Here is a 15,114-nt window from a genome sequence, read left to right on the forward strand (position 1 = left end):
CGGGAAGCTGTCGATGGAGACACTCGTGAGTCGGATCGACGGCGCCGCCGCGGCCGAGAACGCCGCCGCCCAGCGGGAGCTCGTCGCCGACCTGCGCCGCCGCCTCGAGGTCGTGGCGCGCGGCGGCCCGGAGGCCTCCCGGCAGCGCCACCTCGCCCGCGGCAAGCTGCTCCCGCGCGAGCGCATCGACCGCCTCCTCGACGTGGGCAGCCCGTTCCTCGAACTCTGCCCGCTCGCCGCCACCGGCCTCTACGGCGACGAGAGCCCCGGGGCCGGGATCATCACCGGGATCGGCCTGATCCACGGCCGCCACGTGCTCGTCATCTCCAACGACGCCACCGTCAAGGGCGGAACCTACTACCCGATGACGGTCAAGAAGCACCTCCGCGCCCAGGAGGTCGCCTTCGAGAACCGGCTCCCGTGCGTCTACCTGGTCGACTCCGGCGGGGCCTTCCTGCCCCTACAGGACGAGGTCTTCCCAGACAAAGAGCACTTCGGCCGCATCTTCTTCAACCAGGCACGGATGTCCGCGGCCAAGATCCCGCAAATTGCCGCCGTGCTGGGCTCCTGCACCGCCGGCGGCGCCTATGTGCCGGCGATGAGCGACGAGACCGTGATCGTGCGGGGCCAGGGCACCATCTTCCTCGGCGGCCCGCCGCTCGTGAAGGCCGCGATCGGCGAGATCGTCACGGCCGAGGAACTCGGCGGGGGAGACCTGCACGCCCGCACCTCCGGCGTGACCGACCACCTCGCCGAGAACGACGAGCACGCCCTCCAGATCGTGCGCGACATCGTCGCCACCCTGCCTCGCCCGCTCGCCCCGGCCTGGGACATCCTCCCGTCGCGCGCCCCGGTCGCCGACGAGGCCGAGCTCTACGCCGCCGTGCCGGTCGACGTGCAGGCCCGCTACGACGTGCACGAGGTGATCGCCCGGCTCGTCGACGGCAGCGAGTTCCACGAATTCAAGCGCGACTACGGCACCACCCTGATCACCGGCTTCGCGCACCTGCACGGGCACCCGGTGGGCATCGTCGCCAACAACGGCGTCCTGTTCTCCGAATCCGCCCTCAAGGGCGCCCACTTCATCGAACTCTGCGATCAGCGCGGCATCCCGCTGATCTTCCTGCAGAACATCTCCGGTTTCATGGTCGGCAAGGACTATGAGGCCGGCGGCATCGCCAAGCACGGCGCCAAGATGGTGACCGCCGTCGCCACCGCCCGGGTGCCCAAGCTCACGGTCGTGATCGGCGGCTCGTTCGGCGCCGGCAACTACTCCATGTGCGGCCGCGCCTACTCTCCGCGCTTCCTCTGGATGTGGCCGGGCAGCCGCATCTCCGTGATGGGCGGCCCGCAGGCCGCCTCCGTGCTCGCCACCGTGAAGCGGGAGCAGCTCGAGGGCGCCGGGCAGGAGTGGGCGGCCGCCGACGAGGCCGCGTTCCGGGCGCCGATCGCCGAGAAGTACGACCACCAGGGCAGTCCCTATTACTCGACCGCCCGGCTCTGGGACGACGGTGTGATCGACCCGGCGGACACCCGCACGGTGCTCGGCCTCGCCCTCGGCGTCGTGTCCCGCGCCCCCCTGCCCGAGACCGCCTTCGGTCTCTTCCGGATGTGAGGACACCATGACAGCCTTCGACACCGTGCTGGTGGCCAACCGCGGCGAAATCGCCTGCCGCATCATCCGCACGCTCCGCACCCTCGGCATCCGTTCGGTCGCCGTGTACAGCGACGCCGACCGCGGCGCCCGGCATGTGATGCTGGCGGATGCCGCGGTGCGGCTCGGTCCGGCCAGCGCCCGGCTGAGCTACCTCGACCAGGATGCCGTCCTGGCCGCCGCCCGGGCCACCGGCGCCCAGGCCATCCACCCCGGTTACGGTTTCCTGAGCGAGAACGTCTCATTCGCGGAGGCCTGCGCCGCGGCGGGCGTCGTGTTCATCGGGCCGAGCGCGCACGCCCTCCGCGTGATGGGCGACAAGATCCGGTCGAAGAACCACGTCGCCGCCTCCGGGGTCAGCGTCATCCCCGGCGTCTCCGTGCCCGGCCAGACCGACGAGCAGCTGATCGGCGCGGCCCCGGGGATCGGCTACCCGATGCTGATCAAACCGTCGGCCGGCGGCGGCGGCAAGGGCATGCACCTGGTCGAGCGCCCCGACGACCTGCCCGCGGCGCTCGTGGCCGCGAGACGGGTCGCGGCGAGCGCGTTCGGCGACGACACCCTCCTGATCGAGCGCTTCGTGCCTGCACCCCGGCACATCGAGGTGCAGGTGCTGGCGGACACGCACGGCCGGGTGATCCACCTCGGCGAGCGCGAGTGCTCGCTGCAGCGCCGGCACCAGAAGGTGATCGAGGAGGCGCCGTCGCCGTTGCTGGACCCGGGCACCCGGGCGCGGATCGGTGAGGCCGCCTGCGCGGCCGCCCGCAGCGTGGGGTACACCGGGGCCGGCACGGTCGAGTTCCTGGTCTCCGACGCGGCCCCGGAGGAGTTCTTCTTCATGGAGATGAACACCCGGCTGCAGGTGGAGCACCCGGTCACAGAGATGGTCACCGGGATCGACCTCGTCGAGTGGCAGCTGCGCGTGGCCGCGGGGGAGGCGCTCGCCCACGCCCAGGCCGACGTGGTGCTGGCCGGCCACGCGATCGAGGCCCGGGTGTACGCCGAGAACCCCGAGCGCGGCTTCCTGCCGGCGACCGGTTGCGTGCTCGCGCTGCGGGAGGCGACCGGCGAGGGCATCCGGGTGGACAGCGCGCTCGTCCCCGGCCTGCGGATCTCCGCCGACTACGACCCCATGCTGGCCAAGGTGATCGCCTGGGGAGCCGACCGGGCCCAGGCGCTCGCCCGGCTCGACCGGGCGCTCGCCGAGACCCTCGTGCTCGGCGTGAGCACCAACCTCGAATACCTGCGGCTGCTCGTGCAGGACCCGGACGTGCAGGCCGGGCGCCTCGACACCGGCCTGATCGAGCGCCGGCTGCCCGGCCTGCCCTTCCGCGGCGTCGACGACCACGTGCTGGTCGCCGCGGCGCTGGTCCTGCACGGGCAGGCCTGGGCGGCGGCGGAGTCGGACGCGATGCCGGCAGCCGACCCGGTCTGGTCCCGGCCGACCGGCTGGCGGATGGGCCCGCCCCGGCCGACCCACTACACCCTGGCCACGAGCGCGATCGACCGGGTCACCGTCGGCGTGCAGGGCTCGCCGAGCGCGGCATCCGTCGTGATCGGTGACCGGATGCCCGTGGCCGCGAGCCTCACCGACGCGAACCGGCCCAGGGCCGTCAGCGTCGAGGTCGACGGGGTGCTGCAGGTGCTCGACATCGTGTCCGACATGGCCCCGGATCTCGGGTCCGGCGGCCGCCGGCTGTGGATCGGCAGCTCGGGTTTCTCGGTCTCGCTTCTGCACCTGACCGGCGCCGAGCTCCAGGCCGAACGGCTGGCCGGCCGCGACCTGGCCCCGGGAGCGGTCAGCCCCGAGGTGCGCTCGCCCATGCCGGGAACCGTCGTCGCCGTGCACGCCGCGACGGGGGACCTCGTCGCCGTGGGGCAGGCCATCCTCACCGTGGAGGCCATGAAGATGGAACACCGCCTCACCGCGCTGATCGCGGGGCTGGTCACCGTCACCTTCAAACCCGGCGACCTGGTCAAGCTCGACCAGGTCGTCGCCACCATCATCAGCCCAGACACTGACAGCCCAGACAGGGGAGCATCATCGTGAGTTCCGAACTGACCCAGGACCAGCAGCGTCTCAGCAACGACGTGCGCGACTTCGCCGATACCGTCGTCGCGCCCGCCGCCTACGAATACGACACCAAACGGAGCCTGCCCTACGGCATCATCGCCCAGATGGGCGAGCTGGGCCTGTTCGGGCTGCCGTTCCCGGTGCAGTACGGCGGCCAGGGCAAGGACTACTTCTCGCTCTGCCTCGCCGTCGAGCAGCTCGCCCGCGTCGACCAGAGCATCGCGGTCACCCTCGAGGCCGGCGTCGGCCTGGGCATTATGCCCGTCTACCGCCGCGGCACCGAGGCGCAGAAGCAGGAATGGGTGCCGCAGCTGGCCGCGGGGCGCGCGCTCGCCGCGTTCGGCCTGACCGAGGCGGATGCCGGCTCCGACGCCGCGGGCACCAAGACCACGGCCGAGCTGGTCGGCGGGCAGTGGGTCATCAACGGTACCAAGCAGTTCATTACCAACTCCGGCTCCGAGATCACCCGGCTGGTCACGGTCACCGCCGTCACGGGGGAGTCCCGGCGGCCCGGCGGCTCGGTCAAGAAGGAGCTCACGGCCATCCTCGTGCCCACCCCGACGCCGGGCTTCACCGCGCTGCCCGCCTACGACAAGGTCGGCTGGCACACCTCCGACACGCACCCGCTCGTGTTCGAGGACGTGCGGGTGCCCGAGGCCAACCTGCTCGGCGAGCGCGGCCGCGGGTTCGCCAACTTCGTGCAGACCCTCGACGAGGGCCGCGTCGCCTTCGCCGCGCTCTGCACCGGTGCGGCGCAGGGCTGCCTGGAGGAGGCCATCCGTTACGCCAACAGCCGCAACGTCTTCGGCAAGTCGATCGGGTCCAACCAGCACATCGCGTTCAAGATCGCACGGATGCAGGCGCGCGTGCACACGGCCCGGCTCGCCTACTATGACGCCGCGCAGAAAATGGTGCACGGGCACCCCTTCAAAATGGAGGCGTCGATTGCCAAGATGGTGGGCAGCGAGGCCGCCATGGACAACGCGCGCGATGCGACGCAGATCTTCGGCGGCTACGGCTTCCTGAACGAGAACCCGGTGGCCCGGCACTACCGCGACTCCAAGGTTCTCGAGCTGGGCGAGGGCACCACCGAGGTGCAGCTGATGGTCATCTCCCGGGCCCTCGGCTTCACCGGATAGGAGGAGGGCATGAACGAGGACGGCTTCAGCGAGGGCGGCGTGCTCGCGGGCGGTGTCACCGACGCCGGCGACAACGACGACGGCCGCGCCGACGAACGGCGCACGATCGAGCAGCGCGGGTTGTACTACGAGGAGTTCGACCTGGCGGCGCGTTACCTGCACCGCCCGGGCCGCACGGTCACCGAGGCCGACAACGTGCTGTTCACCACCCTGACGATGAACACGCAGTCGCTGCACCTGGATGCCGCGTGGGCCGCCACCCAGCCGTTCGGCCGGCGCCTGGTCAACTCGATGTTCACCCTGTCGACCCTGGTCGGCAGTTCTGTGGCGCAGCTGACCCAGGGCACGATCGTCGCGAACCTCGGGTTCGGCGAGGTGACCTTCCCGCATCCGTTGTTCCACGGGGACACCCTCTATTCCGAGACGGTGGTGACCGGGCGGCGCCTGTCGGCGTCGCGGCCCGGGCAGGGCCTCGTCACGCTCAGCCACACCGGGCGCAACCAGCGCGGGGACGTGGTGGCCACGGCCGTGCGCACGGTGCTGGTCTGGTGTCAGGTGGCAGCGTCATGAGCTTCGACCTGGGGCCGGCGCTGCTCTTCTGCCCCGCCGACCGGCCCGACCGGTACCGCAAGGCCGCCGACCGGGCGGATGCCGTGATCCTCGACCTCGAGGACGCCCTCCTGCCCTCGAACCGGGCCAGGGCCCGCGGGCTGCTGGTCGGGCATCCGCTCGACCCGAACCGCACCATCGTGCGGGTCAACCCGGTCGGCACCCCCGACTTCGCCCTCGACCTCGACGCGCTCGACGAGACGATGTACCGCTACGTCATGGTGCCCAAGACCGTCAGCGCCGCCGAGCTCGAGGCGCTGGCCCGGTTCGAGGTGATCGCGCTCTGCGAGACCGCGACCGGGGTGCTCGCGGCCCCGTCGATCGCGGCCGCGCCGAACGTGGTCGCCCTGATGTGGGGCGCCGACGACCTGGTGGCCTCGCTCGGCGGCAGTTCCAGCCGGTTCGCGGACGGCAGCTACCGGGCCGTCGCCCGCCACGCCCGGTCCGCCGTGCTGCTGGCGGCCGGGGCGCACGGGAAGGCCGCGGTCGACGGCGTGTTCCTGGCCATCCCCGACCTGGCCGGGCTGACCGCCGAGGTCGACGATGCCGTGGCGAGCGGGTTCCGGGCCACGGCCTGCATCCACCCCAGCCAGGTGGGCGTCATCCGCGACGCCTACCGGCCCGCGCCCGCGGAGGTCGCGGCGGCCTGGGCGATCCTGGAGGCGGCGGCCGGTGAGGAGGGCGTGTTCGCCTACCAGGGCCGCATGGTCGACGCGCCGCTGCTCCGCCACGCGGAGGCCGTGCTGCGCCGCGCGGAAGTCATCCCGCCGGGCCTCGACCAGCCCCCGACCGAAGCCACCGACTAACGCCGCTCGCCGCCGCCCTCGCCGAGCGCCGCCCGCCACCGTCAGCAACGTTCGCCCGCCGTCCGCCGCCCTTGCCGAGCGAGCACTGCGCCGAACCAATTCGACGGAGATTTTGCGTTAAAACACGTTTTGAGGGCGTCCGGCACCGGTTTTGGGCAAAATCTCCGTCGAATTCGCACAGGCGGCTCGGGGATGTTGCGGCAGGCAGCGCCTCGGAACCGCGGGGGATCGTTCCCCATCGTCTACGGGCGTGGGGACATCCGTCTACGCGGCGTTGCTTTCGAGCGCCTTCTCGATCGCGCCGACGATCTCCTCGGATTCCGGCTCCACGGTCGAGGCGAACCGGTCGACGATCTCGCCCTGGGCGTTCACCAGGAACTTTTCGAAGTTCCACTTGATCAGGCCGGGAAGCAGGCCGGTCTTGAACTTCGTCAGCTGAGCGTAGAGCGGGTGCTGGTGCTTGCCGCGCACGTCGACCTTCACGGTCAGCGGGAAAGTGACGCCGAAGTTCAGCTGGCAGAACGACTCGATGTCCGAGTCGGTTCCGGGTTCCTGGCCCATGAACTGGTTGCAGGGGAGGCCCAGCACGACGAGTCCGTCGTCGTTGTACTTCTCGTAGAGCGCTTCCAGGCCCGCGTACTGCGGGGTGAACCCGCACTTGGAGGCGACGTTCACGACCAGAACCGTCTTGCCCCTGAACTGGCCGAACGTCGTTTCCGTGCCGTCGATGAGGGTGAGCGGGGTCGAGTAGAGCTCTGAAGCTGACATGCGTCGACCGTAGCGCGGGCTGCTTCGAGAAGGCTGGGCGGCGACCGGCGGGGGGTCGCATCCGGTTGCGGTAGAATGGGCAGTCATGAGCAGCATGCGTGCCCTCTCGACCCCAGTGTCGGTGACTGCACGACCCTGATGCCATTGCCTTCGGGCGCAGCCTGCCCGTGCGGGCACCCGAATCCCAACTTTGCACCACCCGTTCACAGGGCCGATGATCGGCCCAACTAGCGAGATGCCGCCTGACACGCGCGCAGTCTCACCCTGAGAAATGAGTTTCATTGACCAAGCACCAGCTTGACCTGTCCACGCCGCCGTCCCTTCCCCGTCGCGGCCTGCGCATCACCCCGCTCGGCGGACTGGGCGAAATCGGCCGCAACATGACGGTCTTCGAGCACAAGGGCAAGCTCCTGATCGTGGACTGCGGAGTGCTGTTCCCCGAGGAGACCCAGCCCGGCATCAACGTGATCCTGCCCGACTTCTCCTCCATCCGTGACCGCCTGCAGGACATCGAGGCGATCGTGCTCACGCACGGCCACGAGGACCACATCGGCGGGGTGCCGTACCTGCTCCGCGAGCGCAAGGACATCCCGATCATCGGCTCGAAGCTGACGCTCGCGTTCGTCACCGCCAAGCTGGAAGAACACCGCATCACACCCCGCCTGATCGAGGTCAAGGAAGGCCAGCGCCGCAAGGCCGGACCGTTCGACCTCGAGTTCCTCGCGGTGAACCACTCCATCCCCGACGGCCTCGCCGTCGCCATCCGCACCGAGGCCGGCCTCGTGCTCGTCACCGGCGACTTCAAGATGGACCAGTTCCCCCTCGACAACCGCCTCACCGACCTCCCCGGCTTCGCCCGGCTCGGTGAAGAGGGCGTCGACCTGTTCATGACCGACTCAACCAACGCCGAGGTTCCCGGATTCACGGTGACCGAGGAGGACATCCGTCCGGCCATCGACGCCGTCTTCCGCACCGCGCCGCGCCGCATCATCGTCTCGAGCTTCGCCAGCCACGTGCACCGCATCCAGCAGGTCATCGACGCCGCCGCCCGGCACAACCGCAAGGTGGCCTTCGTCGGCCGCTCGATGGTGCGCAACATGGGCATCGCCGAGAAGCTGGGCTTCCTCCAGGTGCCCAAGGGCCTGATCGTCGACGTCAAGGCGTTCGACCGGATGAAGGACGACAAGGTCGTTCTCATCTGCACCGGCTCGCAGGGTGAGCCGATGGCCGCCCTGGCCCGGATGGCGAACCGCGAGCACGTGATCAAGATCGGCGAGGGCGACACCGTGCTCCTGGCGAGCTCCCTGATCCCCGGCAACGAGAACTCGATCTACCGGGTCATCAACGGCCTCACCCGCTGGGGTGCCAACGTCGTGCACAAGGGCAACGCCAAGGTGCACGTCTCCGGCCACGCCTCCGCCGGCGAGCTCGTCTACTGCTACAACATCGTCAAGCCCAAGAACGTCATCCCGTACCACGGCGAATGGCGCCACCTCAAGGCCAACGCGGACCTCGCCATCCGCACCGGCATTCCCGAGGACCAGGTCCTCATCGTCGAAGACGGCGTCGTCGTGGACCTCGTCGACGGCCTCGCGAAGGTCACCGGCCGGGTCGCCGCGGAGCTCGTCTTCGTGCACGGCATGACCGTCGGCGGCGGCGGCTCGGAAGAGGCCCTCGCCGACCGCGTGCAGCTCGCCAACGACGGAGCCGTCACCATCCTCGGCATCCTCGACACCCGCACCGGCCTTCTCACCGAGCCGGTCGAGTTCATCGCCCGCGGCTTCGTTCAGGACAACGAGTGGATCCAGGGCGCGACCAAGTCCATCGATGACGCCCTGCGCGCCGCGAACAAGGTCAAGATCGTCAACGGCGCTGAGCTCGAGGACATCTTCACCCAGAGCCTGACCCGTTGGATGCAGCGCAAGTACCGTCGCATCCCGGTCATCACCTCGGTCGTCGTCGACGCCTAGCCGGATGCCGCCGGGCCGCCCGGCCCGGCGGCCCCCCTCTGTCGACGGAACCGGGCACGTGACCCGACCGGGAAGTGATTTGTCGCACCATGAGCACTGAGACCACGCCCTCAACCAGCCCCAGGTCAGCCAGCAGGAGAAGCGGTCGGCGATCGCGCCGCCGCACCCGCACCCTGATCGCGATGGGTGTCGTCGTCGCCATCGTCGGGGCGGTCGCGATCACAGTGATGGTGACCCTGCCCGACAATCTGTCGATCGGCCGGTTGTCGCAGAAGAGCAACGTCTACGCCACCGCGAACGACGGCAGTCCCGTGCTCCTCGCCTCGTTCTACGACCAGAACCGGGTCGAAGTGGCCTCGGATGCGATCAGCCCGTTTGTGAAGGATGCGGCGACCTCCGGCGAGGATCCCGGCTTCTACGCTCACGGTGGCGTGGACATCTGGGGCAGCGTCACCGGTCTGGTGTCCACCCTGGTCACCGGGACGGCCCGCGGCGGGTCCTCCATCACCCAGCAGTACGTCAAGAACGTCCTGGTGCAGAAGTGCGAGACCCTCGCCGACCAGGCCAAGCGGACCGCGTGTTACGACGCGGCGACGGAGACGAGCGCCAGCCGCAAACTCACCGAGATGAGCCTCGCCATCGGGCTGGAGAAGAGATACTCCAAGGCCGACATCCTGCGCCAGTACCTGAACATCACCGGGTTCGGCGGCTCCATCTACGGCATCGAGTCGGCCGCCAACTACTACTTCAACACGACCGCGGCTGCGCTGACCCTGCCGCAGGCCGCCAGCCTCGTCGCGATCGTGAACAACCCGGTCAAGTTCCAGCTCGACAAACCGGACAGCGAGACCAACGGGGCAGCCAACGGATACGCCGCCAACAAGGACCGTCGGGACTACATCCTCGACGAGATGCTCGCGCACGAGAAGATCAGCAAGGCCGACCGCGACGCGGCGGTCGCCGCGCCGGTCGAACCCGCCATCACCGAACCGAGCACCGGTTGCCAGACCGCCGGCGGCAGCGCCTACTTCTGTGACCTGGTCGTGCAGACCCTGCGGGACGACCCGGCGTTCGGCAAGACGGCCGCCGAGCGCGCAGCCAACTTCCGGCTCGGCGGCTACAAGGTCTTCACGACCCTCGACCTCGACCTGCAGGCGACGGCCGAGGCCACCCTGGCGGAGAACGTGCCCAAGACGTTCGACGGCTGGGACGTCGGCGGTGTGATCTCGAGCGTCGCGGTCGGCACCGGCCGGGTGCTCGCCATGGCGCAGAACAAGGACTACAGCCAGGACCCGGCCGCCACCGGGGCGAACTTCACGGCCGTCAACTACAACACCGACCTCAACCGCGGCGGCTCCAACGGTTTCCAGCCCGGGTCGACCTACAAGGTGTTCACCCTCGCGGAGTGGCTGAAGGCCGGCAACACCCTGGGCGACACGGTCAACTCCCGGGAGCGCTCGGACTGGGGCGAGTTCCAGGACAGCTGCAACGGCCCGCAGGACTACGGCTACTCGTTCGCGCCCGGCAACGATTCCTCCAACGACAACGACTCGTACTACAGCGCGCTCGAATCTACCGTCGGCTCGATCAACACGGGCTACATCGGGATGGCCAAGGAACTCGACCTCTGCAACATCCGTAAGACCGCCGAGGCCTTCGGGATTCACCGAGCCGACGGCAATCCCCTGGAACAGGGTGCCTCCTCGGTGCTGGGCACGAACGAAATCGCGCCCCTGACCATGGCGGCCGCGTATGCGGGGATCGCGAACAACGGCGTCACCTGCACCCCGGTCGTGATCGACAAGATCGTCGGCCCGGACGGAACCGAGATCGCCGCGCCGAAGTCAGCCTGCACGGCCGCCGTCGCGCCCGAGATCGCCGCCGGGATGACCTATGCGATGCAGCGGGTGCTGACCGGTGGTACGGCGACCGCCTCCTACCGGGCCACCTCCCCGCGGGTGCCCATGATCGGTAAGACCGGCACCACCGACGACAACCTGGACACGTGGATGTCCGGGGCGAGCACCAAGGTCGCCACGGTCGTGGGCGTCGTGAACGTGTCGGGGGAGGGCGAGGATCAGCGGGAGACCTACTTCGACAACGGGCAGGCCGCCACCGCCCGGCACCGGATGTGGCCGGACATGATGAGCGTCGCCAATGAGAAATTCGGCGGGGACGCCTTCACCTTGCCCCCGCGGAGCATGACCCGCTGACCCGGCGGCCGACTGACGCGCCTCGTAGCCCGGCGCCTCGTAGCCCGGAGCCCCGCGCCCCGGCGCCCCGGCGGCATCCGTCTGTGCCCCGCCCCTAACGAATTCGACGGAGATTTTGCCAAAATCGGGCCAAAACACGCCGGAATCACGGTTTTTCGTCAAAATCTCCGTCGAATTGGTTCAGCACCGCACGCTGCGAGGGGCCGGGCGCGGGGAATCCGGGCCGGGCTGGGCCTGGCCTGGCCGGGGACGGTGCTGCCGCCTGGAGGAGTCCGGAGAAGGGCGGCTACAGCTAGTAGGCGGCCGGAACCGCGTTGCTCCCGGTGGCGAGGTCTTCCAGCATCAACTCGGGGTGGTCCCGCACCGTGTTGCGCAGCCGCCAGGGAGTGCTGAACAGGGCGAGCAGGGTGCCGTCGGAACGCATCAGCACCTCGACCTGGCGGTCGTGCCCGAGGATCTCGGCGCTCTCCCGGTCGGTGCGCCGGGCCAGCTGGTACGGCAGGGCCTCCGTGCGGATGGCGGCGCCGAAGTCGTGCGTCATCCGTTCTTCGACGACCTCGAACTGCATCGGCCCGACCGCGCCGAGCACCGGCGCCTGATCGCCGCGCAGCTCCGAGCGCAGCACCTGGATGACACCCTCGTGGTCGAGCTGGTCGATGCCGCGACGGAACTGCTTGTGCTTGCTGGAGTCCGCCGACCGCACCACCCGGAAGTGCTCGGGCGCGAACATCGGCAGCGGCGGGAACTCGACCGGTTCGGTCTCGAAGATCGTGTCGCCGACCCGCAGGGCCGAGGCGTTGACCAGGCCGACGATGTCGCCGGGCCAGGCCTCGTCGGCCACCTCGCGCTCGCGCCCGAACAGGTGCTGCGCGTACTTGGTCGCGAACGGCCGCCCGCTGGCGGCGTGGGTGACGATCATGCCGCGCCGGAACTGGCCGGAACAGACCCGAACGAAGGCGACGTGGTCCCGGTGCGAAGCATTCATGCCGGACTGCACCTTGAACACGAAGCCGGAGAAGGCGCTGCCCACGGGGCGGTGACCACCGGATGCGTCCTCCCGGGCTTCCGCCGCCGGAGCGAAGTCCACGAGCGTGTCCAGGATGTGCTGCACGCCGAAGTTGAGCACGGCCGCGGCGAAGAGCACGGGCGTGGTCTCGTTCTTGAGGAAGCGCGCCTCGTCGTGGTCCTGGTCCGACTCGGCGAGCAGCTCGGATTCCTCCGTCGCGGTGACCCACGCCGCCCCTTCGTCAGCGGCCGCGACGGCCGCGCTCAGGCGCTCGGGTTCGGCGGTCTTCGCGCCGCCGGCGGTGCGGGTGAAACGGATGAATTCGTCGGTCGACCGGTCGATCACGCCGCGGAAGTCCCCGGCGACCCCGACCGGCCAGGTCAGGGGAGTGGGCACGAGGCCCGTGCGCTGGCGGATCTCGTCCATCAGGTCCAGCGCCTCGGCGCCCGGGCGGTCCCACTTGTTGATGACGGTGATGACCGGGAGGCCGCGCTGACGGCAGACTTCGAACAGCTTCATGGTCTGCACCTCGAGGCCCTTGCTGGCGTCCACCAGCATGACCGCGGCGTCGACGGCGGAGAGCACCCGGAACGTGTCCTCGGAGAAGTCGGCGTGGCCGGGGGTGTCGACCAGGTTGATCACGGCGTCGCGGTACTCGAACTGGATGGCCGCGCTGGTGACGGAGATCCCGCGGGCCTGTTCCATCGCCATCCAGTCGGACACGGTGCCGCGCCGTCCTGCCTTGCCGTGGGTGGCGCCGGCCGTCGTGATCGCCCGGGCGTGCAGCAGCAGCGCCTCGGTCAGCGTCGACTTGCCGGCGTCGGGGTGCGAGATCACGGCGAAGGTGCGTCGCCGCAGCGCCTCGGTCAGGACCTCGGGCGTGGACATGCCGGATAGCTGCGTCATGGATCCTTCTTTCGCGGATGATTCGGGCAGGCGGGGGGCGATGCCTGGTGGCCGCTACTCAAGAATCGGTTCCCTCCAATTATAACTTGCCCCGCGAGCACCGCCTCCTACCGGTCCGCGCGGGAGCGCAGCTTGTGCGTCAGGCCCGTTTTCACGCTCAGCCACTCCGACTCGATCACCGAGAAGACCACCGTGTCGCGGAGCGCGCCGTCGGGCGATTGACGGTGGTTACGCAGGATGCCGTCCTGTTTGGCCCCGAGGCCGGCGATCGCCGCCCGGGACTGCTGGTTCATCCAGTGGGTGCGGAATTCGACCGCGATGCAGCGCAGGCTCTCGAAGGCATGCGTGAGGAGAAGAAGTTTGCTCTCGGTGTTGATTCCGGTGCGCTGGGCGCCGGCCGCCGTCCAGGTGGAGCCGATCTCCACCCGCCGGTTGTCCGCATCCGCGTCCATGAACGTCGTCATGCCGCAGATCAGGCCGGTGTCGGTGCGCCGCACCGTGAAGGGCAGCATGCTCTGCTCCCGCTGCAGGCGCAGCCGTCGGTCGATCTCCGCCCGCATCTCCTCGGGGCGCGGAACGGCGGTGTACCAGAGGTTCCAGAGCTCACCGTCGGCGCTGGCCGCCACCAGCCCGTCGTGGTGCTCGGCGGCGAGCGGTTCGAGGGTGACGAGGTTTCCCGCCAGGGTGACGGGGCTGAGAAAAGACATGCCAGAACGATAGCAAGGGGGCGCTCGTGCACATTTTGGTAACGGTCCTGGAGTGTCCTTTCCAACCGTGATCGCCGGGGATACTCTCGGCACAAACCGGAGGGAGACGACGGATGCCCCGTCCGAGCACGCACGGTACCGTTCCCCCGTCCGAAGCAGCCGGCACCGCACGGTCTGCGCCCTTGGGCCCCGTGACCATGCAGGGTCCGCCGGCCATCTCCACCGACATTCCGCTTCAGTCGCAAGCGCTGCAGCCGGCAGCGCTGGGCTCCGTCCCGGCTCCGCCCGCCCACCCCGCGCGGAGCCTGCGCCGCACGATCGCCGACACCGACCTGGTCGTGCACCCGCTCGCCCTGGGCGGCAGCGTGTTCGGCTGGACGGCCGACGGCGCCACGAGCACGAGCGTGCTCGACCGGCACCGGGAACTCGGCGGCAACTTCCTCGACACGGCCGACAGCTACACCTCCGGGCGTAGCGAAGTGATCATCGGGGCGTGGCTGCGCTCCCGCCGGGCCAGGGACAGCACCGTCATCGCCACCAAGATCGGCAAGAACCGGGACAACCCCGGCCTCTCCTCCCGCAGCATCATCGGGGCGGTGCACGCCTCCCTCGACCGGCTGGGCACCGACTACATCGACCTGCTGCACTTCCACTTCGACGACCCGACCGTTCCCCTGGAGGAAAGCCTCGGCGCCGTCGACGTGCTCATGCGCAGCGGCCAGGTGCGTTACCTCGCCGCCTCCAACTTCTCCGCCGAACGGCTGATGGAGGCGAGGGTGCTCGCCGCCAACGGCCTTCCCCGCTTCGTGGCCCTGCAGACGCAGTACAGCCTGCTGCACCGCACCCCGTTCGAGTCCTCACTGGCCCTGGTCACCGGTGCGCAGGGACTGGCGGTGCTGCCGTATTTCGCGCTCGCGCACGGCTTCCTCGCCGGCCGGTACCGTTCCAAGGCCGACCTGCAGAAGACCACCCGCGCCTCCCGGGCAGCCAAACATCTCAACCGCCACGGGTTCCGAGTGCTGGCCGTGCTCGACCGGATCGCCGAGGAACACGAGGTGGCGCCCGCGGCGATCGCGATCGCGTGGCTGATCGCGCGCAGCCCCGTGGTCGCCCCGGTGGCCAGTGCCAGCCACCCCGACCAGGTGGAGGCGCTGGTGGCCGCGGCCGGCATCCGTCTGACGCGCGGCGACATGGTGGACCTAGACCGGGTGTCTGCGCATTGAGTAGGCGCCCACGATCCGCTTCCCGACTGCCGCAGCCCT

At 69.7% G+C, this 15,114-nt stretch carries 11 protein-coding genes; 8 read left to right on the top strand and 3 right to left on the bottom strand.

Annotated elements, in window-relative coordinates; all coding sequences use genetic code 11:
* The first annotated feature begins 13 nt into the window (after positions 1-13).
* The 5 genes from E3T24_RS16605 to E3T24_RS16625 are packed head-to-tail and all read left to right on the top strand — an operon-like array spanning position 14 to position 6,282.
* Positions 14-1,615 (top strand): carboxyl transferase domain-containing protein, encoded by a 1,602-nt coding sequence (locus tag E3T24_RS16605; protein WP_134434879.1) that lies wholly within the window; start codon positions 14-16, stop codon positions 1,613-1,615.
* 7 nt (positions 1,616-1,622) lie between these two features.
* A complete protein-coding gene (locus E3T24_RS16610; protein ID WP_134434880.1) occupies positions 1,623-3,704 on the top strand; it encodes a biotin carboxylase N-terminal domain-containing protein in 2,082 nt (693 codons plus the stop codon).
* Entirely contained in the window at positions 3,701-4,867 is a 1,167-nt protein-coding gene (locus E3T24_RS16615; RefSeq protein WP_134365963.1) for an acyl-CoA dehydrogenase family protein, read from the top strand. Before E3T24_RS16610 ends, E3T24_RS16615 begins: the two co-directional genes overlap by 4 nt.
* 9 nt (positions 4,868-4,876) lie before the next feature.
* Positions 4,877-5,437: a MaoC family dehydratase gene (locus E3T24_RS16620; RefSeq protein ID WP_134365964.1), complete on the top strand. Its 561-nt coding sequence runs from the start codon at positions 4,877-4,879 to the stop codon at positions 5,435-5,437.
* Positions 5,434-6,282: a CoA ester lyase gene (locus tag E3T24_RS16625; RefSeq protein ID WP_134434881.1), complete on the top strand. Its 849-nt coding sequence runs from the start codon at positions 5,434-5,436 to the stop codon at positions 6,280-6,282. Before E3T24_RS16620 ends, E3T24_RS16625 begins: the two co-directional genes overlap by 4 nt.
* 264 nt (positions 6,283-6,546) lie before the next feature.
* Here E3T24_RS16625 and E3T24_RS16630 read toward each other — a convergent pair whose 3' ends face one another.
* A complete protein-coding gene (locus E3T24_RS16630; protein WP_134365966.1) occupies positions 6,547-7,050 on the bottom strand; it encodes a glutathione peroxidase in 504 nt (167 codons plus the stop codon).
* Positions 7,051-7,331: 281 nt separating this feature from the next.
* On the opposite strand from E3T24_RS16630, the gene E3T24_RS16635 reads away from it, so the two are divergent.
* Positions 7,332-9,020, top strand: coding sequence for a ribonuclease J (locus E3T24_RS16635; RefSeq protein ID WP_198415989.1), 1,689 nt, complete (start codon positions 7,332-7,334; stop codon positions 9,018-9,020).
* Positions 9,021-9,109: 89 nt separating this feature from the next.
* Positions 9,110-11,233 carry a transglycosylase domain-containing protein gene (locus tag E3T24_RS16640; RefSeq protein WP_134434882.1) on the top strand — a complete coding sequence of 708 codons (2,124 nt, stop codon included), beginning with the start codon at positions 9,110-9,112 and terminating at the stop codon, positions 11,231-11,233.
* Between the two features lie 292 nt (positions 11,234-11,525).
* On the opposite strand, the gene E3T24_RS16645 is transcribed toward E3T24_RS16640, so the two are convergent.
* Together E3T24_RS16645 and E3T24_RS16650 are read right to left on the bottom strand one after the other, a co-directional pair.
* A complete protein-coding gene (locus E3T24_RS16645; RefSeq protein ID WP_134365968.1) occupies positions 11,526-13,145 on the bottom strand; it encodes a peptide chain release factor 3 in 1,620 nt (539 codons plus the stop codon).
* 107 nt (positions 13,146-13,252) lie between these two features.
* Positions 13,253-13,852, bottom strand: a complete 600-nt coding sequence (locus tag E3T24_RS16650; protein ID WP_134365969.1) for a GNAT family protein — start codon at positions 13,850-13,852, stop codon at positions 13,253-13,255.
* A gap of 113 nt (positions 13,853-13,965) precedes the next feature.
* On the opposite strand from E3T24_RS16650, the gene E3T24_RS16655 reads away from it, so the two are divergent.
* Positions 13,966-15,075, top strand: coding sequence for an aldo/keto reductase (locus tag E3T24_RS16655; protein WP_241975919.1), 1,110 nt, complete (start codon positions 13,966-13,968; stop codon positions 15,073-15,075).
* Positions 15,076-15,114 lie beyond the last annotated feature (39 nt).

Source organism: Cryobacterium sp. TmT2-59, from assembly GCF_004403545.1.
Classification (GTDB): domain Bacteria; phylum Actinomycetota; class Actinomycetes; order Actinomycetales; family Microbacteriaceae; genus Cryobacterium; species Cryobacterium shii.